The organism is Dyadobacter soli (assembly GCF_900101885.1).
GTDB classification, from domain to species: domain Bacteria; phylum Bacteroidota; class Bacteroidia; order Cytophagales; family Spirosomataceae; genus Dyadobacter; species Dyadobacter soli.
In genome coordinates this window covers 101352-121281 of sequence record NZ_FNAN01000023.1, presented here as the reverse complement: position 1 = coordinate 121281, position 19930 = coordinate 101352, and the positions used below count along the sequence as shown (strand labels likewise).

Annotated in this window: 18 protein-coding genes; all 18 read right to left on the bottom strand. The window is 48.5% G+C overall.

Features of this window, described 5'->3' with window-relative positions:
* Window positions 1–2: 2 nt before the first annotated feature.
* The 18 genes from nagA to BLQ88_RS30800 all read right to left on the bottom strand — a co-directional run bounded on the left by nagA (window position 3) and on the right by BLQ88_RS30800 (window position 19709).
* Window positions 3–1127 carry an N-acetylglucosamine-6-phosphate deacetylase gene (nagA, locus tag BLQ88_RS30885; RefSeq protein ID WP_090156883.1) on the bottom strand — a complete coding sequence of 375 codons (1125 nt, stop codon included), beginning with the start codon at window positions 1125–1127 and terminating at the stop codon, window positions 3–5.
* Window positions 1128–1186: 59 nt separating this feature from the next.
* Window positions 1187–1750: a pentapeptide repeat-containing protein gene (locus tag BLQ88_RS30880; RefSeq protein ID WP_090156882.1), complete on the bottom strand. Its 564-nt coding sequence runs from the start codon at window positions 1748–1750 to the stop codon at window positions 1187–1189.
* A gap of 15 nt (window positions 1751–1765) precedes the next feature.
* Window positions 1766–2062, bottom strand: a complete 297-nt coding sequence (gene trxA, locus BLQ88_RS30875) for a thioredoxin (protein ID WP_041736444.1) — start codon at window positions 2060–2062, stop codon at window positions 1766–1768.
* Between the two features lie 91 nt (window positions 2063–2153).
* Complete coding sequence (locus BLQ88_RS30870) at window positions 2154–3203, bottom strand: acyltransferase family protein (RefSeq protein WP_090156881.1); 1050 nt, start codon at window positions 3201–3203, stop codon at window positions 2154–2156.
* Between the two features lie 52 nt (window positions 3204–3255).
* A complete protein-coding gene (locus BLQ88_RS30865; protein WP_090156880.1) occupies window positions 3256–4602 on the bottom strand; it encodes a hypothetical protein in 1347 nt (448 codons plus the stop codon).
* On the bottom strand, window positions 4599–5483 hold the full coding sequence (locus BLQ88_RS30860) for a glycosyltransferase family 2 protein (protein ID WP_090156879.1): 885 nt from the start codon (window positions 5481–5483) through the stop codon (window positions 4599–4601). Before BLQ88_RS30860 ends, BLQ88_RS30865 begins: the two co-directional genes overlap by 4 nt.
* Window positions 5484–5501: 18 nt before the next feature.
* A complete protein-coding gene (locus BLQ88_RS30855) occupies window positions 5502–6455 on the bottom strand; it encodes a hypothetical protein (RefSeq protein ID WP_090156878.1) in 954 nt (317 codons plus the stop codon).
* Window positions 6456–6461: 6 nt separating this feature from the next.
* Window positions 6462–7217 carry a DUF5672 family protein gene (locus BLQ88_RS30850; RefSeq protein ID WP_090156877.1) on the bottom strand — a complete coding sequence of 252 codons (756 nt, stop codon included), beginning with the start codon at window positions 7215–7217 and terminating at the stop codon, window positions 6462–6464.
* Entirely contained in the window at window positions 7217–8200 is a 984-nt protein-coding gene (locus BLQ88_RS30845; protein ID WP_090156876.1) for a glycosyltransferase family protein, read from the bottom strand. The genes BLQ88_RS30850 and BLQ88_RS30845 overlap by 1 nt, the downstream gene beginning before the upstream one ends.
* Window positions 8197–9420 carry a glycosyltransferase family 4 protein gene (locus BLQ88_RS30840; RefSeq protein ID WP_090156875.1) on the bottom strand — a complete coding sequence of 408 codons (1224 nt, stop codon included), beginning with the start codon at window positions 9418–9420 and terminating at the stop codon, window positions 8197–8199. Before BLQ88_RS30840 ends, BLQ88_RS30845 begins: the two co-directional genes overlap by 4 nt.
* A gap of 41 nt (window positions 9421–9461) precedes the next feature.
* Window positions 9462–10118 carry an acetyltransferase gene (locus tag BLQ88_RS30835; protein WP_090156874.1) on the bottom strand — a complete coding sequence of 219 codons (657 nt, stop codon included), beginning with the start codon at window positions 10116–10118 and terminating at the stop codon, window positions 9462–9464.
* A gap of 2 nt (window positions 10119–10120) precedes the next feature.
* Window positions 10121–10819 (bottom strand): WbqC family protein, encoded by a 699-nt coding sequence (locus tag BLQ88_RS30830; protein WP_090156873.1) that lies wholly within the window; start codon window positions 10817–10819, stop codon window positions 10121–10123.
* 8 nt (window positions 10820–10827) lie between these two features.
* The gene (locus BLQ88_RS30825) at window positions 10828–12885 is read right to left on the bottom strand and encodes an ArnT family glycosyltransferase (RefSeq protein WP_090156872.1); all 2058 of its coding nucleotides are present in this window, start codon (window positions 12883–12885) and stop codon (window positions 10828–10830) included.
* A 4-nt stretch (window positions 12886–12889) separates the two neighbouring features.
* On the bottom strand, window positions 12890–13972 hold the full coding sequence (locus BLQ88_RS30820; protein ID WP_090156871.1) for a DegT/DnrJ/EryC1/StrS family aminotransferase: 1083 nt from the start codon (window positions 13970–13972) through the stop codon (window positions 12890–12892).
* A complete protein-coding gene (locus tag BLQ88_RS30815) occupies window positions 13965–15221 on the bottom strand; it encodes an ABC transporter ATP-binding protein (RefSeq protein WP_090156870.1) in 1257 nt (418 codons plus the stop codon). The genes BLQ88_RS30820 and BLQ88_RS30815 overlap by 8 nt, the downstream gene beginning before the upstream one ends.
* A gap of 17 nt (window positions 15222–15238) precedes the next feature.
* Complete coding sequence (locus BLQ88_RS30810; protein WP_090156869.1) at window positions 15239–16072, bottom strand: ABC transporter permease; 834 nt, start codon at window positions 16070–16072, stop codon at window positions 15239–15241.
* Window positions 16073–16074: 2 nt separating this feature from the next.
* The gene (locus BLQ88_RS30805) at window positions 16075–17166 is read right to left on the bottom strand and encodes a hypothetical protein (protein WP_090156868.1); all 1092 of its coding nucleotides are present in this window, start codon (window positions 17164–17166) and stop codon (window positions 16075–16077) included.
* 2 nt (window positions 17167–17168) lie between these two features.
* A complete protein-coding gene (locus BLQ88_RS30800) occupies window positions 17169–19709 on the bottom strand; it encodes an SLBB domain-containing protein (protein WP_090156867.1) in 2541 nt (846 codons plus the stop codon).
* Window positions 19710–19930: the final 221 nt, after the last annotated feature.

The following is a 19930-nucleotide window of genomic DNA, read 5'->3' as shown; positions in this document are numbered from 1 at the left end:
AATTAAAGCGTATTGTTTTGGAATTCAAGTACTTCGAATGTTTCCAGATTGTCGTCGAATTTGGTGAAAACCGCCGGGTAACCTGGGGCAATGCTTCCGATCTTGTCTTGCAAACCTAATGCAGTTGCCGGTCGGATAGTTGCCATTTCAATCGCTTCCTGTACGGGTATTCCAATGATTTCCACCGCATTACGTACCGCGTCGCCGAGCGAAATCGTGGCGCCCGCGAGGTTGCCATCCGAGTTAATGTATTTTCCATCCTTTAAATAAGCATCAAATTCTCCCCATTTGAACTGGGTTACTTTTTGACCTAAAAATAACGCATCCGAAATCAGGAACAGCTTGTCCTTCTTAATCTTATAAGCCACGCTGGCTGCACCGAAATCGCAATGCGTGCCGTCGATGATAACGGGCGCGTAAACCGATTCGGTATCGAAAGTAGCGCCTACCAGCCCCGGCGCGCGGTGGCCGAATGCCGACATCGCATTGTACAAATGCGTTACGAGCTGAATGCCCTGGTCAAATGCCGTCATAGCTTCCGCATAGGTCGCATTGGAATGCCCTGCCGACACGGTAATGCCCGATTCGAGCAGCATTTGCAACTGATCTTCGGTGAACATTTCGGGCGCGATGGTGATCAGGCGGATGACGTCCTTGCCGTAGCGAATGATCTCTTCGAGCTCCGGATTAGTCGGTTTGCGGACAAATGCCGTCAAATGCGCACCTCGTTTGATCGGATTCAAAAATGGCCCTTCCAAATGCATTCCCAGCACGCCCGAACCCGGATTTTTATCCATGTAGCTGCGGGTGGCCTCGATGCCTTTCAGAATGTTGTCGTGCGGGGACGTTATCAGGGTAGGGAGCACATAAGCGGTGCCGGTGCGCACGCTCGCCTGGTAAATGTCGTCGATGGTCTCCTCATCGGCGCGCTCGGTGAAGTAAAATTGCTCGCCGCCGTTGATATGGCTGTCGAAAAGCCCTGGTGCGAGGTTGGTCACTTGCGGCATGCCTGTCTTCGGCGTACCGCTTTCGACGCTTTGAATGCGTCCGTTTTCGACGGCGATAATCTGGTTGAACAGTACTTCTTTTCCTGTAAAAACTCTCTCTGCAAAGAACTGGGTGGACATAATCAAAGGCTTGGTTTAGAAGCGGCCAAGAAACGAAAAACGCGGAGCCGTTCAAAGCACTATTTGATAATTATGTCAAATTTGGTGAGTAACCCCGCCAGGTCCGACGAAAGGAATTTGGCTTTGCGGATATTGTTCGCCGTTGGGTCGATCGTGAAGTTTTTGCTGGTCGAAAAATCGACGCCGGTGAGATTGGTGCCATCGAAAACCGCGTCCCAGAAGTCGCAATTATGCACCTTGCATTTCGACAGATCGGTTTGGGTAAAATCTGCATTATGGATTTTACAATTGCTGAAAACGCTTTTGTTCAGCTTTTTGCGTTCAAATATCGCGTAATCGAGAATGCAGTTTTCGAACACAGCCGCGAATGCAAAATCCTTACTTTCCGAGAAGTTGACGCCCGTGAGTTTGCAATGGATGAATTCGGTATCGGAAATTTTACAATTTTTAACCGAGGCATTGCTCAGGTTACATTCCTGAAAAACGCAGTCGATGAAGTCGATACCGGCAAGGTCTGTGAAGTTGCACTGCACAAACCTTACCTGTTCGTAGCTGCTTTCCAGCAGTGGCTCAATGCTAAAATCTTTATTTTCAATGGTATCGAAATTGCGGGTATTGCGCATTGAGGCAAAGGGATATTAAATGTATTGTTGGATAACGGATTTGAGCTGGTCGGCCTGTACCACGCCCGACTGGCGCCAGAGCGGCTTGCCGTTTTTGAAAACGATCAGCGTAGGAACGCCCTGAATGCGGTACGCCTGCGCTGCCGACTGGTTTTTATCCACATCGACCTTAATGATCGTCGCAGAATCGCCCAGATCAGCCTTTACCTTTTCAAGGATCGGTTTCATCATTTTACAAGGCCCGCACCATTCGGCGGAGAAGTCTACCAAAACCGGTTTATCGCTGTTGATCAATTCTGAGAATGTTGCCATGACTGCAATGTTTTGTCTGTAATGATAACCCATCCGGACCGCGAAAGGTTTACTCTGGGCCGACAGAAAAACCAGGGTAAAGATCATGCCATTAACCCCAATTGTCCCTCAGGAATTTACCTACACGCTTTTCCACAAATTCGTAAGTGAAATGCGAGTAAAGAATGGTAAGCCCTATCGAGCTGAGCAGCGAAATGCCGAACATGACTTCGTTTTCGGGCGATTTGAGAAACCTGAATAAAACGATATTGACGAATATCAGCACGATGGCGTGGTTCAGGTAAATCGAGTAGGATATTTTACCCAGATATTGAAATGGCTTACTGTTCAGCATTTGCGTCACAACGCCGGTAGAACTGGCGAAAATGACGATTCCCACCGAGAAGATGAACGGGAAAACGAGTTTCCAGAGGTTCAGCTCCCAATGGTGGACGAAATACATGGCTGCTACCAGGAAAAGCAGAAACGGGATTTCGAATGCGGAAAGCTCAAATGTTTTTTGCCGTAATAACCTTTGGGTGAATATGCCCAGCGAGAAGCACAAAAGCCCGCGCACGTAGCCGTAGTCGTATGCCAGCAGGTATTCACCCCTCGAATAGATAAAAATGCCCGACAGCAGCCCGATGAGCATGAATGCAGCATATTTGAACCTCGGCAACATTAATACCACCAGCCCGAATACGACATAGGAGATCATTTCGGCGGAAATAGACCACGAGGGATAATTATTGCTGATCCATCCTCCGAAAACCGTGCTGGAACCCATGAATGTGAGTGCGTCGAGGGAAGTGTAGAAATAGTAGTCCAAACCCATTCCACCGACGTTTTTAAATGTGCTGTGTTCGCCGAGCAGGTTGGCGGCCACGAAAACGACTTCCGTATAAAACAGCAACGGGTAGAGCCGTATGAATCGTTTTTTGAGAAATGTCAGGAAATCACCCGTGGTATGAATGCGGTCGACGTAGTTGAATGCGATCACGAAGCCGCTCAGCACGAAGAAGAAATCGACAAACAGGCTCGCGTTTATGACGAAAAAGTTGTTGTAAAGAATCGACTCCTTGAATGCATTATGGTGGTGGGCAATGACCAGGACGGCAAAAATGCCCCTTAACCCATCCAGTTGTTCAACTCTGTTCTTCATGTGTGGAATGCTGAGACCCTTTGATGAAGGTCCCACGGCTCGGGGGAGCGTATCAGGTGGTTACGGTGCTTACGGGTTGTGGTTCGGGCCGGGTAATCTTCCTGAATCTCGGAATCGCATCCAGGTATTTGATACCCAGGAAGCGGATCATGACCGAATACGGGAACCAGAAGGCGATATCGTAGGGTCGGCCTCCTGTGAAGAGCAGTACCATCATCGACAGGAAGAAATAGGCCAGAAACGTAGTCAGCGGGTTGGTATGGCGGCGTACTTCGCGTATTACATACAGGAAGAGGAAGAAGTTGAAGCTGGCAAAGAATACAAACCCGAAAATGCCATGGTTCACCCATGATTCCAGCAGCGGAACGTCGAGATAGTCATTCTTGTAGCCTCTACCGAGGAAAATGTCCCACGAATATATTGTTTCTAAAAATTCGCCGAAGCCACTCACACGCCCCATTGCAGAGTAGTCGACATCGGCTTCTTCCGACAGCCTCACCCCCGTGGAGGTAAAGATCACGTTCATGATCCGGTCCTGGAAGATGTCCCAGTAACCGAGGAGCATGTTGAGGACATTACCGTATCGGGAGAGAAAATAGTTGATTGCCAGAAGTATCAGTATGATAAAAACCATATTCCGGAATTTGAATGCATTCCCGATAGCCGACGTAATATCTGAAAACTTGAAGTGGAGCAGGAAATAGGCACCGAATGCAATTCCCAGACCGAGATAACTGGATTTAGCGAGTGAAATCACCACTACTCCCAATCCGAACAAGACCGAAAAAAATAGAAAAAGCCTGGTAATCAGGTGTTTGGTGTTGCCGAGCAGCACCAAAGCCGATAACATCGTTATGATCCCGTTGCGCGCCGTAATGTGCGGATTACCACCCGGCTGGGCACCTTCATTGGCAAAGCTTACCGCGGCCCGCATTCCTGGCGTCCAGTTCGGGTCGGTAAGGATCGAGTAAACGAGGGTAATGTTGGTAAAAAATGAAAACAGGAAAAGTACCTGTATCAGCGTGTCTTTCACGTCGTTAGGTACGTGTAACAGCAATGCCAGGAAACCAAAAGTGAATACGAAGTTACCGATATCGGCGATCGGTTTACCCTGGTGGTTCATAAAGAAGAAATACCAGAGCGTCAGCAGCAGAAATCCTGCCCCGAGGTTGATCAGGATCGTATTTGGCTTGTAAAGTTTCTTGAAAAGCGTAGGCGGGACCATCAGCAACAGGGCCAGTGAAAAGAACATGGCCGTAAAAACACTGCTCGCAGGCCCTATACCGAGTGTATCACGAATAAAAAATATCAGCGGAAACCCGTTGAACATCATCGCGATGCCCACCGAATACCGGAGATAGTTAAAATTATTGGCTACATTAAATAAGCTCCAATTCATCTGGAAAGCCTGAATCTGATGTACTGAATATCTAATCGCAGAACGAAATAGGCGATTTTTCGGACACGGCACCAAAGATACTTCATTTTGTTGAGTCCCGGGGAACCGATCGTTGAAATGTACAATTTTTGTACCCTCGCGTGCTCCTCCCGGCCGATGGTCGTGGCGATGGTCGACGACTTCGCCTCCGCGTGAACGCGTAACGCGCCCCCGAGGCCGTCAATCTTTTTGGTGGTCGTCGATTTGTGGGATGTGTACCGTGTAATGAAGTCGTAATCGAATGCAAAACGGAACGATTCGTCGAACATCCCGTACTTCTCCACAAGCGAGCGCTTGAAAAACAGCGACTGGTTATGGATCTGCATCCCTTCCAGGATCTGGCAATCGAAGTCGTAGGAAGTTGTTTTGAGTATTTCGGTCACTTCGTCGTCGGTGGTGATCATGTACAGGTCGCCGTAAAGAATATCGACCGGGTATTTCAAAGCTGCTTCTCCAAAACGCGCGAAAGTGCCGGGAAAATATACATCGTCCGAATTTTGGAAGCTGATATACTCGCCCGTAGCCCGTTCCAAAGCCTTGTTGATCGCATGCACCTGCCCGCGGTCTTTTTCGGAAACCCACCAGGAAATGTACTTTTCATATTTTTTAATCACCTCCACGCTGCCGTCGTTTGAGCCGCCGTCTACAATAATGTATTCGAGGTTCGGGTAACCCTGGTTAAGCACGCTCAGAATAGTTCTTTCCAGGAAAGCAGCCTGATTGTAGGAAGGTGTAATGACCGTCAGTTTCGGGTATTTTTGGATATTACCGGCGATATTAGCCGGTTTCAATGCCGATACGAAGTTCCGCAGGTCCTGTGTGGTTTGTTCTAAAAAATGCATGGAATCCTGTTTCGCTGGTTAAAACTGATCGATATAGGTGGTCAATTCTTTCAATTTGGCGGCAATGCCTTTTCGCATAAGCCGGTTGGGCAGGATATCGGCATACTTCCCGAATGCAGGCTCGCCGCTGAATTCCAGTTCTTGTTTCTTCCTGATCACAATGCGCTGGTACTCCATAAACAATGCCTGAAAAACCTTGTTTTCCGTAACTAATGCCGCATGGTCCGACCAGATCGGATCGAAATGCCCGAGCCCGGCGAAGTCAAGCGAGATCAGGGGCTGGCCGTCCACTTTGTAATCGTTGCCGTTTGCTGTGAGGTTTTTGTTCAAAACTGCATTCAAACCATAATGCCAGCCTGGATTGTGCAAGGTCTTTAATGCAGGAATCCATACAGGCATGTAATTCAGCCAGAGCTGGTCGGTATTCATGCCATTGCAAAGGTCGAAATGCGCGCGGTCGATTGTTCGTTTTGCCCACCATTCCAGCGCAGCGGTCGTCTTCTCCGAAGGCCGCAACGTCCAACTTCCCGAATGGAACATGCCCGCATTCAGAATGCGCTTATCGTCCAGGATCGGTGATTGTTTTAATGGAGCTGAAATATTCGGTGTTAAAAACATTTCCGAATCTGGATCCAGCAGGCTGTCGAAGGACTTTTTTAGTATGACAGTCGGGCTCAGAAACGTCAGCCGTACGCACTCCGGATGTTTTTGCAATAAACCCAATGCAAACCACGGACGCGCGGCAGGCAGCAGCTCGAAATCATAGTAATCGGCGGCCATCCCGTTAAAATCAGGTATTGCCAGCTCCGAGACCGGAATCAGCTTCACGCGTTCTGGGAGCTTGTCAGTAGGGAGGGAATCAACCAGTCCGATGTAAAAAACATCGTCCGGCTGGTGTTGTAACACAGAATCCGCCAGAGCCAGTGCATGCGCCAGGTTGGTTCGGTTACAAACTGTGTATATAATATTCATGAACGATTATTCCGTTTCAGGCAAATTTTTAAAGTAGGGTATTTCGTGGATATTGTCCCGCGAAATGCCCGTTAAGGCAAAAGGCAATGTTGTATTACCCTGGTATTCGACACCCAATTGCGCAAAATGGCTGCGTACAATGTCGGTTGGCTTTCGCAAATGCGGCAGGAAGCGGTTCGCTTCAAGCTCCCAGAACAAGGCATCGGCGTTGACCAGGCTTGCATTGTGGCGGTATTGATGGGCGACGCTTCTTTTGCTTTTCAAAGTGGCGGTCATCCGTTCGATGCGGCAAAGGTACAGCCCGTTGCCGGCATAACCCTGCCCGTATAATTGTTTTTCCTCGCCCGAGAGCCCTGAAATGCGTTTCAAGATGCCCGGTGAGGCATTAGGACCGGTAAGTGCAGGGGCCGCTTGCAGATAATCATATCCCTGCTTGCACCAGTAATGCAGCTCGTCTTTAACGACCCAGCTGTTGAGCTCATGGATCAGCAAAAAGTCGCACCAATTGAAGCGATCATAGAAATCGGGCATTAACAAGAGCTGCGCCAAATGCTGCCGGGATTCAAAATAACGCTTCGGGAAATGCACGACGTCGATATGCTCCGCATGCTCCCGCACCACCGAAAGGTCGGCCCCTTCGCCCGCGACAAAAATAATCGCGTAACCCGAAAGGATTTCCAGCGCGTGATGCAGCAGCTTTTCCTCGGTGGGATTGATTTGAGTTTCGAGAATAGGAATGATAACCGTAACCAGCTCTTTCATCAGATCGTTTCCAGCTTGCCGATCAGGTAGTTGAAAGGCATTTTGAGATACTTCCTCACACGCAGGTACCGGCGCACAGGTGCAGGCTTGATGTACGCGCACTGGAATTTGCGGTAATACGCATTCCCGTTGTTGATGAGGCTGTTTTTGTATAATGCAAAAAGCTCCGTCAGGTCGGGGCGGGCGCTGAGCTCGAAACGGTCCTGGTATTTGGACAGAATCTCAGGCTTAGCCGGGTCGTAACCGCTGTAATGGAAGAAAATCAATGGCTTCTCTTCATTCACATACCAATGTCCGTCGCGTTGCGTGAATTGGCGCTCATGCAGGTTCCAGTAAGCCGCATTATATCCCGGGCTGCGCTCGATGTAAGTATTAGGGACAAAGACCGGTAGGAAATTCATCCAGTTTTGATCTACGAAAAGCCCGTTACAAAGGTCGATCAGGCATTCATAGCGCAATTTTTCTTCCCACCATGCGATAAACCGGTCATTCTCTTCCGATCGGCTGAATGCAACAAAGCCCAGGTTGTAAACGCCGGTATTGAGGTGATGCAGCTCGTTGGGCGTCAGTTGGTCGTTGATCGGCGTGTTGATATGCGGGGTAAGCACGGCATTGTGCTTCGCCAGCGAATTTTTAAGTTCTGTTAACGGCTGAAAGACAATGATATCCGGATCGAAATAGATGACGTTTTTCGCTTCGGGATAATGTTTGAAAAAATAGGTAAAATAAAAAGGCTTTACCGCCGTGTTCAGCTCGGTGATATTGTAGCGCGCGCACATTTCCTGAAAATCCCTGATTTCGATCTTATCGATCTCGATCATCGGATAGGCGGGTGCGTACGAATCTTCAAATGCAACCCCTTGGAGCGTGTCCACCAGGCCAATGAAAAACCGGACATCCGGGTTGGTCGCTTTGAGCGAGTCTCCTAATGTCCGGGCTTGCGCGAGGTAATTGATGGAGCAAATTGTAAAGGCAATGGTCATTGATTGTGCTGTTCCGAAACCTGCAAAGGTAAATACTTCTGAATAATGGCTTCGACGCTCGCTACGCTTTTGTCTGTGTTATGCCTTTCCAATACTTTTTTACGTGCATTCTGCCCGAACGAGTTCCGCAGCGACGGGTCGAGGATAAGTTGGATGATCGCATCCGATGCCGCCGAAATATCCATATACGGAACTACAAACCCGGCATCGCCCTCGATGAGTTCCGGCGCGCCGCCCGCTCCTTCAAAACATACCACGGGAATTTCCTGCAATGCGGCTTCCATTACCACCAATGGGTAAGGGTCCTCGCGGGAACTCAGTAGCAGTACGTCGAAACGGTTGATATAGTCCAGTGCCCGCGGCGTCGGCGGAATGAGGATGATTTTTTCACCTAAACCCATAAGCCGGATATCGTTTTCGATCAGCTCGAATATCTCATGCTGCGGGCCCGCGCCTACCCACACGAAGTAAACGGGCAGCGGCTGTGTTTTACGGATTACCCGACTGGCAATCCAATTGAATATGTCGTTACCCTTGCGCCATTCGGCATTCCCGCAGCCGCCGATCACAATGGCGTCTTGGGGGATTTTATAGGTTTTTTCAAGAATATCGTGCTGCACCGAAAGCAAACGCTGGTCGATGTGCTCGTGGTCGATGAGCGTGAATGTGCTGACGTTACCGGCCGGGAAATCATATTTCCTTACATAAAAGTCCGCGACGGCATTCGAAACGGCGATCAGGTGGCCGGTCTTTTTCAGCAGGAAATCGAGGTATTTTTCGTGTGTATAAATTTTTACCGACATCGCTAGTTCATGCACAAACAGCACGAGCGGTAAATGGTGGAATGGTTTCAGGAAATTGAAATAAACCTCGGCATTGGCAATGGAGTTGATGAAGATCAGGCCGATATTCTGCTGTTCCAGTTCTGCAAGCACGCGCTCGTTACCCTTTTGATGCGAACGCTCTTCATACATTTTCAGCAGATTGGTCTTGCGAAGGATTTTGCCGGTAAATGGTGGAGTAGTAATCTTTTTGGTCTGATTCAGCCGTGTAACGCCCACAACTTCTTCAAACTCCGCTTCCAGGTCCCCTCCGTTACAGAGCAGCAGGTGCATCGGAACGCCGCGTTCTTTCAATAGCCGCAATAACTGCAGCAGCAGCAACTGACTTCCTGCCCTGTTAGCATCATGACTTACAAAAAGTATTTTCTTCTGCTCCATTACCGATATTAGCTAGCTCAAACTTTCGTCACCGGATCGACTCAATAAGCTTCGTAGCTCATCTTTCCGGGTACTTTTTTCGCAGGGTTTCCTACGTACACACCCCATTCTTCGGTCTCTTTCATAATGGCCGACGCCATTCCAACGAGCGTACCCTGTGCGATGGTCATGTAATCGCGGATGGTGCTGTTCACGCCGAAGAATGAGTACGATTCTACCACACAATGCCCCGAAAGCACCACATGCGAAGTAAAGAAAACGTGGTCTTTGATCTGGCCGTGGTGGCCGATATGGTTGCCGCTCCAGAGCACTACATTGTTCCCGATGGTCGTGAACGGCTGGATCGTATTGTCTTCCAGGATAAAGCAGTTCTCGCCGATCTGGTTATCGAAAAGCGTCGCACGGGAACTGATATAGGAAATGAACTGGTAGCCTTTCGCCTTGGCGTGGTTGTAAATCGCCTCGCGGTTACGGTTCATATTGCGGCCCGTCATAGGCGCAAAGAACTTGTATTCCGAAGGCGGGAAGAGGTTCTCCACATCTTCGAACGCTACCACGGGCAGGCCGTGAAATTTGTCGTGTTCGATGTATTGGCGATTGACGGTGAATGCAACGACCTCATGCTCAGAGTCATGGGTCAAATAATAGTGCGCTAGTTCTGCTGTGTCGAGTACTCCAAAAACGATAATCTTCGCCATTACTAAATCAGTTCGTATGCCTCTAATTGTTTCCTGATATCGTTGGGATCGTTAAACATCAGAACGTCTATAACAGACAACCAAGGTACGAAAGCATTTTTAAATTGGGGATACGGGCTAGATATACTTTTTATGAAGTCCAGTCTTATTCCCTCGTTTTCAAATTTCCCTTTGTCGTACAATTCCACTCCGCCAATCGGATTGATGTAGTGGGTTGCTTGTTCCTGTTTACAGATGTCCAGAATCCGGTCCTGTCCTTTCAGGTGTTTATTATTATATATCGTTGAAGAGGGAACAATCTCCGTGCCTATGCCCATGTACGCACAAGTTTTTTTCAATGCGTATATACATAGCTCGTTGATTGAATCAACTTCTAAATTTACGATTTCTTCTAAGAGTTCAAAAACCTTTTGATAACCGGGAGCTTTCTGATATGATTGCTGGATGGTTTTTAATAACTTTTTCTGCCACTGCTCATGCCTGGCCAATTCCACTTCAAGGATCAGTTTATTCTGGCTGGCGTCTTTCAGCGGGAGGGTAAACAAGTGTGCTTTTCCACCTACCAAAAGGTTGTTCCGGTTGATCCAGCCCTTGTTGATGAAGTTCACATCATCGTAAATAATGAACTTGTCCACGGCATTGATCAACTGGAAATAGCCGATATATGGAAAAATATACGGCTGCATGATAGCAATAGTCATGGCTTGGGCTATTTGAGTTTTCTCAGATAATAATCTTCTCCCCGCTCGCTCAGGAACATGCGGCGGTATAAAGTGGTGTCGGAGCCGAGCCGGATGTCGGTAGGCAATGCACGGATCTTGCTTGTGTCATTCACGACTTTGCGCGCATAGAAAAGATAGTCCGCATCTTTCGGGATCGGGCGCAGGCCCTCTTCGAACGGGTTAATGGAAATCAGTTTGCGGGTCAGGTCCTTGCCGTAAAGCGGGTACTCGAAGTCACTGTTCACAGTCGCGAGGGCCACGGTAGCATTTTCGGGCACAATGGAATCGAAACGGACGTATGCTTTTGTAATATCAGGTCTTGCGAAAGTCTGGTAAGGAATGCGGTCCATCGTCAATGCGGATTCCATGCCGTAAGATGCAAACGGGAGGCAGCGGATGTTTAGGTAAACAGCCATAATGCCCGAAATGCAGGCAAGTCCCACTACTACCATAATGTATCCTTTCCAAACATTTCTGCGCGGCTTGATGATCGATAGCCGGTGGTGCGAGAAAAGCAACAGTAGGAAAAGCACGCCGAAAAGCCCCGCTTCCATGAAATACCGACCTTTGAATGGATCGTAAGCCGCCGAATAGGAGATAGCCGCAAGGTTGAGGCAGAATGCGATGACAAGGAAAAAGTGCACGCGCGATCTGAAAACACGGATCAGCACCAGCAACATCAGCGGCAGGATCAGTGCAAAGCCGAACACGCCCCAGTAAGGATTTGCATTATAATAATAGAATCCGCGCTGGAAAGAGAACGGAACAATGGTAAAGTCCTGCTCTTCGTCGAGGCGCATCCGCAGCTTATCTTCGAGTATTACCAATGGTTTCCGGATTGCGGTGTTCAAATCATAACCCCATTGCGCATTCCGGATGCCGTCGAGATTGCAGAAGTCGTACGTATATCGGATCACATTCCGGCTGCCTTGTTCGAACAGGTTAGCCGCGCCGCCCGCGCGCTCGTATGACTGGTGGTACCGTGCAGTAGGAGGGCCGATCGGGTGCCCGAAAACCTGAATATTGCGGATATAGCCCGTAGGTATAGTGTATATCACTGCAAAAAATGCAATCGCGAGGCCTAGTCTTAAAGTTCTTTCAAAAAATACTTTAAAACTCGGTGCCAGGAAAACCGTATAAATCATGATCACAAACACCGAAGGCATAAGCAATGCAAACGTGGCCTTATGTCCCGTAACGATCGCAAATGCAATCCCTGTGAGATAGAGGTAGCGATTGTCGCGGCTGGTGTAGTATGTGAAAAGGAAATACAGGATACAGCTGAGATAAGCCGTCAGCACAATGTCGGTTTCCGTAGTGACGGCCTGCATAAGAAAATCCAGGAACACGCTGTACGCCAAAGCACAGAAAAAGCTGGCCGAGAGGTTTCTGCCGATTCTCTGGGCAATTCCGAATACCGAAACCAATGTCACATAATAGGCCAGCTGGTGAATGAGTTTGAATGCATTCTCAATGTCCCCGCTGATCAGGTAGGAATAAATGTGGATTGTGGTGAGGCTCTTCGGATAGGTGTCCATATTCCAGTTGGCACCTCCGAAATGCTCCATGGTACCCCGCTGAATGTAACGGATGGCGCGGTTCAAGTGGCCTGTCATGCTGTCCCACTCGTTGGGAGGGGTGAAGAGCACGAGTATCAGGTTCGTAATGCCGATAATCGCGAATGTCAGGAACATCGCCCCGAAAATGACTTTCAGGTAGAGGGATAGCTCCCTGCCCCAAACCCGGAATGCGCTCAGCCGGTTGGCAATGAGCCCGCGGATGGTGTAATGCGCCTGCTGCGGCACAAGTCGTGTCCAAAGCAGGTATTGTAATGCGAGAATTAGGAAAGTGCCGCCGATCCACGCGAAAACGTTCGCCGTAAGGTCGAGCGCCGACAGAATAAAGCCGGTAGGAATAATGCTACCGACAAAAAGAATGAAGAAGGTAATGAGCAGCTCCGTGAGCGAAGGTTGAGCAATCTTTTTTGCAACAAAGCTGATACCGTATAAAAACAGGAAAAAACTTAGCCAATAAAAAATGACCATGCGATTATGGTGATAGATGACCGTTGATAATGCGGGAAATCCTTTCGATATCTTCGTAAGGAAGCCCTACATATAATGGCAAACTTAACACTCTTGCCGCGATATCCTCAGAAACTGGACATGCAATTTGCCTCGGCATGAAGGAAAGGGTGTTAAGCGACGGGTAAAAATATCTCCTTGGAATGATTTCTTCCACTTTCAATGCCTCCATTACCTTGAACATGATGGCCTCCGAAGGGAACACGACAGGGTAATAAGCGTAGTTATATTCAATATCGGTGCTCAAAGTGGGTTTAAATAAAATATCCCAGTTGAGCAGGCTGTCGTAAGCGTCAAAAACTTCTTTGCGGGCCTGGATAATCGCCGGTACCTGCGGCAGGTTTACGAGGCCCATTGCCGCATGGAATTCGGAATTCTTTCCGTTGATTCCGGCAAACTCATAATGTTCGTCGCCCTGGTGGCCGAATGCACGCAGCAAATGCAGCTTGCGGTCGAGCTCCGGATGGTTGGAAATCAATGCACCGCCTTCGATGGTATGGAAAACTTTCGTGGCATGGAAGCTGCAAGTGCTCAGATCACCGTACGAAAGCAATGATTTTCCTTTATAAGTAACGCCGAATGCATGTGCGGCGTCGTAAATGACTTTCAGATTGTGTCTTTTTGCAATCGCCTCGATCGCCTCGATGTCGCAAGGATTACCGTACACGTGCGTCGCGAGAATGGCCGATGTGGCGGGTGTAATGGCCGCTTCGATCAATTCTGCATCGATATTGAATGTGGCAGCGTCGATATCCACGAAAACCGGCGTGCAGTTTTCCCACAAAATCGCATTCGAAGTAGCGACGTAGGAGAAGGGCGTCGTGATGATCTCGCCTTTCAGTTCCAGCGCCTTGATCGCGATTTGCAGGACGATCGTTCCATTACCGCAAAAGTAGAGGTGATCGACATCCAGATATGCTTTAAGTTGTCCTTCGAGCTGTTGTAAAAGCGGGCCGTTGTTGGTCAGATAACCACGTTCCCAGATTCCACGGACATATTGCAGATATTCTTCCTGGTCAGGTAGAAAGGTTTTAGTGACGTTAATCATTCACTACGTGTTCAGATTGGCGAATGGAAAAATTGAGTTGAGGGCGAATATATCCGGGCCATTTGCCATACCAGGTCACATTTTCACGGTAATCCTCGATATCAAAAACAAGGGCTTCCTCCATATTGTAGAGCACGGTGCTGGTGTCCTTCACGATCATCATCGATACCACGTACGAGCCGTCGTTCAGGAAGTTGCCGGGGATTTCGCACGTGCCGCTCACCAGTCCTTTACCGAAATTCTCCGCCGGTGTGCCTACATTGAAAATACATTCACCCGTGAATGTGTACAGGTGCATGCTCAGGTTCAAAGAAGCGCCTTCCACCAGGTTCCAGAACTCGAACTGGAAGTTGATCGGCGTACGCACGTCGATATGGTTCAGGTCGTCCTGATATTCGGGGAAAAGTTTGAAACTCTTCACGCGCACCTGGTCGTTGCCGGGGGCTGCTTCGATATTGTCCCAATGCTTTTCCAGCGATTTGTGTGAAACCTTGCTGAGATAATTGGTGACAATGTGCGTAGTGTCGCCCTGATCTATCAAACGGCCTTTCTCAAAATAAAAAGACTTGTTACAAAGTGCCTGAATGGCGGTAAGGTTATGGCTTACGAAAAGCAGCGTGCGGCCGCTTTCCGACACATCGCGCATTTTACCGAGGCATTTCTTCTGAAACTCGGTGTCACCCACGGCGAGTACCTCGTCCACAATCAGGATTTCCGGGTTAAGGTGCGCCGCAATTGCGAAACCGAGGCGTACGTACATACCCGATGAATAGCGTTTAACCGGTGTATCCAGAAATTTCTCAACCCCGGCAAAATCAACGATCGCGTCGAATGACTCACGTATTTCACCTTTTGACATACCGAGAATAGCGCCGTTAAGGAAAATGTTCTCGCGTCCTGTCAACTCGGGGTGAAAGCCGGTACCTACTTCCAGCAAGCTGGCAATGCGGCCGTCGATTTTGATCTGGCCTGTGGTAGGTTCGGTAATGCGGCTCATGATTTTCAGCAAAGTAGATTTGCCGGCGCCATTGTGGCCTACGATACCAATGCGGTCTCCTTTATCAATACTAAAATTTACATCCTGCAACGCCCAGAACTCCTCTTTTTCGGCGAAATCGTTTTTTGCCTGCTTGCGGAACAACTTGTCTACCGTATCGGAAACAATGTCACGCAGGCCGGACGACCCGTTTTTACGCTGATGGTCGATGATATATTTTTTGCTGATGTTTTCAGCTACAATTACAGACATGCCCAAGAGTAGTTATTTCAGATATGGTCAACGAAAGTATTCTCTTTTTTGCGGAAATAGATCAGCGAAATAACCAAAATGATCGATGATGTAATAACCGTTGAATACAAACTCTGCGGGTTGAAATAGGATTTGCTTCCCAGGAGGCACCAGCGAAAACCGTCGATAATCCCTACCAGCGGGTTAAGGTTATAGTATTTCTCATACCAGGTGCCTTTCACAAGGCTACTGGGATAAGCCACAGGGCAAACGTACATGCCCACCTGAACCATGAAGGGAATCAACTGTCCGATGTCCCGGAAGCGTACATTCAGCACAGCAAAAAACAGGCCGAAGCCCATCGATGTGATAAAAGTAAGGAAAATGAAGCAAGGAAGAAAAACGATCTGCCAGCTGATGGGGGTTTGGAAGATTACCGTAACCACCAGGTAAATGCCGAAAGTGATCAGAAAATCGACAAAACCAACAGCCACAGAGCTCAGCGGCATGAGCAGCCGCGGAAAATAAACCTTCGAAACCAGGTTATGGTTGATCAGGATACTGTTGCTGATCTGGGTAAATGTGTTGGCAAAAAATGTCCAGATCGTGAGGCCGCCGAGTACCATCAATGGGTACGGAATGCCGGGATCTGCTTTCAGTTTAGCTACATAACTATAAACGAACACCATGACGGACATTGTCATGAGCGGGCGCAATACGCTCCACGCAACGCCAAGGAGCGTTTGTTTGTAGCGGACGGACAGGTCTCTTTTTGAAAGTATCCAGAGTAATTGCTTGTTCAGCCAAAGCTCTTTCCAATAATCCTTTTCAGACCCGCCGGCCTTGATTGTAATAGAGTGTTGAGTTGCCATGATTACGCCGTTACTGCCTCCTTACGCACGGTAGTGGTGGTGGTAGGTGAAGAAAACACTGTTCTGAAATAAACAAAGATCAGTGCGATCATCAAACCTGCCAGTGCGCCGATTTTAGCATTACGCTTGTCTTCATATTTCACATCCAAAGGCACTTTGATACCTTCGATCTCCGTAAACAGAGGAGCTTCTTTTACGAGGGAAATTCGCATTTTTTCGGCATTCGCCATGGCTTCGTAGTACAGCTGTTGCAGGAAGGAAGATTTTCTTTCCATGCTGTTGGCCGATACTTTCGCCTCCGGCATCATGATCTGCGCGCTGTAATCGAGCTGTTTGGCCAGTTTATGCTCTGCAATGCCCAGTACCGCCGCGAGTGAATCGGCGCGGTGTTGGAGCAGGCGCAGTGTTTTCCGCGTTTTCTGGGTTTGGTTTTCCGTGTACATTTCTTCCACCGTTTCCAGCAGGGTGGTTACCCATAGCCCGGCCAGGTGTTCGTTCTCCATCTTTGTGGAAATCTGGGTGAAGGACGACTTACGGTCCAGGGCAGCGATTTCCGTTGCCTCCGCTGTACGCTTCACAATGGCGTTCAGATTAATGCGAGCATTGAGGTCCATTTTCTTGACATCCGTTGTCGTAAAATGGAACTTCTGCAAATCAGGATAATCTGCCCAGTCGGAAGTTTTGATACCGCTTGAATCGATGTAAAAGTTTGCGAGGATCTGTTTTTTTCCGTTGATCTCGATCTCTTTCATCAGGTTCCGCTCCAAAACCGGGCGAGATTTTACGAAATAGAAGAAGTTTTCACCCGTGAAAATATTCGCGTCCGGCTGTGCGCCGAGACCTAAAAGTCCCGCAACATCTCCAAGGCCGGAGCTTGCACCGGCAGCACCGAGGTTAAACACTACGTTCGCGTCATAGGTTGGCGGCTTGTTCTGGTAAGTATCCATGGCATAGCCGATACCGAAACCTACAACAGGTAAGAGCAAAAGCCATTTCCAGTTGCGGAGCAATGCATCCTTTACTACTATTATTTTCTCAACGACTTCCTTTGGAGATAACTCGTCTTCCGGGATTTGCTGTGTAGTTGTCGCCATAGTTAGTTAAGTGAACGGAATGCCAGTACTGTTACGATTAATCCCATGATTGAGCTCAACAGGGTTGTTGCTGTTGAAATAGTTTGCTGCGTACTGAGCGCAGGAGCAGTTCGTGTAGGAACGAAAATTTCCGAGCCTGGCTGAACTTTCGGGTACACATTGAAAAACAGGAATCTTCTGGTGCGGTCGATATTACCGTTAGGATATTTGATATAAGAGCTCTTTCTGAGCGACTGCACCGTAAAACCTCCTGATTGAGAAATGTAATCGGAGAAGTTCATGCCTTTGCCGTATTTCACAGTAGTAGGATAAAGCACCGAGCCTGTCACCTGAACAGTTTCCAGACGCTTCGGAATGCGGATAATATCACCTTCCTGAACGACCAGATCTTCAAACGAACCAGGGTTTTTCAGGATGTTTTTCAGCACGATACCGATTTTTTCCTCTTTCACGTTCGGCAGGTCGCCGGTCAGTGTACCCTGTTTAATGCTCTTTTCTGTCTGCTGAACCTGCTCGTAGTCCACAGCTTCATCGAGGTTCTGCACAACCGTACGGCGCAAAAGCGTCGCACCTTCCGGATAGGCAAGTTCTGTCAGACCACCCGCTCTTTTGATAATGTCGCTGATCTTGTCGTTTTTGTTGACGATCGTATACGGACCCGTCACCAATACCTCGCCTTCCACGAAAACAGTCTGCTGCTCTACGTAATTGGGCGATTTACGAACGATTACCTGGTCGAAGGGGAACAATACGAAGTTGGTTGCTTTCGAATTCAGCGACAGATCACGGCTTACGTTGAATTTATATACTTCCGAAATCTGCGCATTTGCAGCACCGGCCACCGAGTTTCTTTTTCTTCTCACTACCTCAACCTCTGACGTGTAAGCTGATTCCTTCAAACCACCGGCCTGCACCAGCACGTCTTCCAGTGTCATATCGGTCGTGTATGGGAATTTACCTTCATTCTCGCCGACTTTCGGGTTGTTAACTTCCCCTTCCACGCTCACAAAAGCCGTTTCCGCCATTTCAAATTTGGACGGCACGATCACTTCGTCGAGGCGTGTCAGCACGAGGTCCGGCGTGGTACCATTGAGCACGTCGGTATAGTTGAGCGGAATGGTCTGGATGGTCAGGTCTTCGCGGGTACGGAGTACGTTTACGCGGCCGACGAACGCGTCTTCACGCATCCCCTGTGCATTTTCGATCAATGCTTTGAGCGTAGGGCTATTGTCGAGCGAGTATTCGCCGGGGCGCATTATCGCACCCGTAACAGTCACAATGTTTTCGAAGCGGTCGAGTACCGTTTCCACGTTAATGGAGTCGCCGGTAGCCATTTCAAATGAGTCGTATTGGGTTTCAGGGACATCCAGGATTTTGCGCTCTTTGGAAGTAATGCGTTGTACTTTCAATCTTGCACGGTAAGCTTTGTCGCTGAAACCGCCCGCATAATGGAGCACATCGCCGAGTTTTTCTTCCGGTGTGAGTTCGTAAATACCCGGACGTTTCACCATACCAGCGATTTCGGTACGTTTCAGGTAGTAGCCAACCACGATGTTATCGTTTTCCTGAACACGAATGTCGCCGTCGATTTTACCGTTCACGAGGTAGTCGTAAATGTCTAGTTTCGATACTACTTTGCCTTGGCGAACGACACGTACTTCACGGAAAGATCCAATTTCATTAGGTCCGCCCGCCTGGTATAATGCATTGAATGCGGAGGATAGCGACGATACCGTATAGGTTCCGGGGTTGATCACTTCACCTGTTACAAAAACTTTCACGGAACGCACTTCTCCGAGCGTTACCATCAGTTTGGTACGGGCTCCTTCGCCGCCTGTACCGATCATTCCCGGCACAAACTTGGCAAATTTATCGATCAGGATTTTCTTGATTTCTTCGATCGTACGACCGGCCACCATCACGTTGCCGACGCGCGGAATGCTGATGAAACCGTCTTTGTTGACGATAGTTTCGTAAGTGCTCTCCGCGTAGTTATAAAGGTAGATCTTCAATTCGTCACCTGGGCCAACTACGTATGTTGTTGGTGTAACGATCTGTAAATCAGGGATTAGCCCCAGTTTTTTATCGGCGAAAATTGAATAGCCGTAGATTTTCTGGCGAAATGCTTCCTTGGCTTGCTCCTCAGGCGATAGCGTGGTGCTGGTGCTGGTATTGATCTTGCTTTGCTCGCCGCCTTCGGCATTCTGACCATTTTGGTTAGCGGCATTTTTGCCTTTATCACCACCCTGGCCGTCATTGCCCTGCTGCTGGTTACCCGACTGCTGGTTGCCTCCCTGCTGATTTCCGCCCTGGCCTGTACCTTGCTGACCGCCGGGGCCGGATTGTGAATTACCGCCTGTTGTGCCTGTGCCATTGCCTCGCGGACCCGATTGCTGGGTACCCTGGGCGCCGGTAGACGTCGGGGCGGTTCCGGAAGGGGCTGTTGGGGCAGTAACCTGTGAAAAAGCGGGTAGGGAAATGATTAAGCTCAGGAAATAGGGAAGTACAGATTTATAACTTTTAGCCAACCTGGATCTGTTCATAAGAAGAATTATTGTACTATTGAAAGTCTGGAAATTCATTAAAACTATGTATAAGACTAGTATTTTTGAATTTGGGATTCGAGTACACGTAATAAGGAGGTAGTGTATATCATGGCAAAGTAAATTAGATTTTTCCTATTTTTAAAGAATTTCTATTAATCGGGGTCCCTTGCCGGGAAGCCCCGCAAAGTTATAACAGGGTAACGACAAAAGATTCAAAA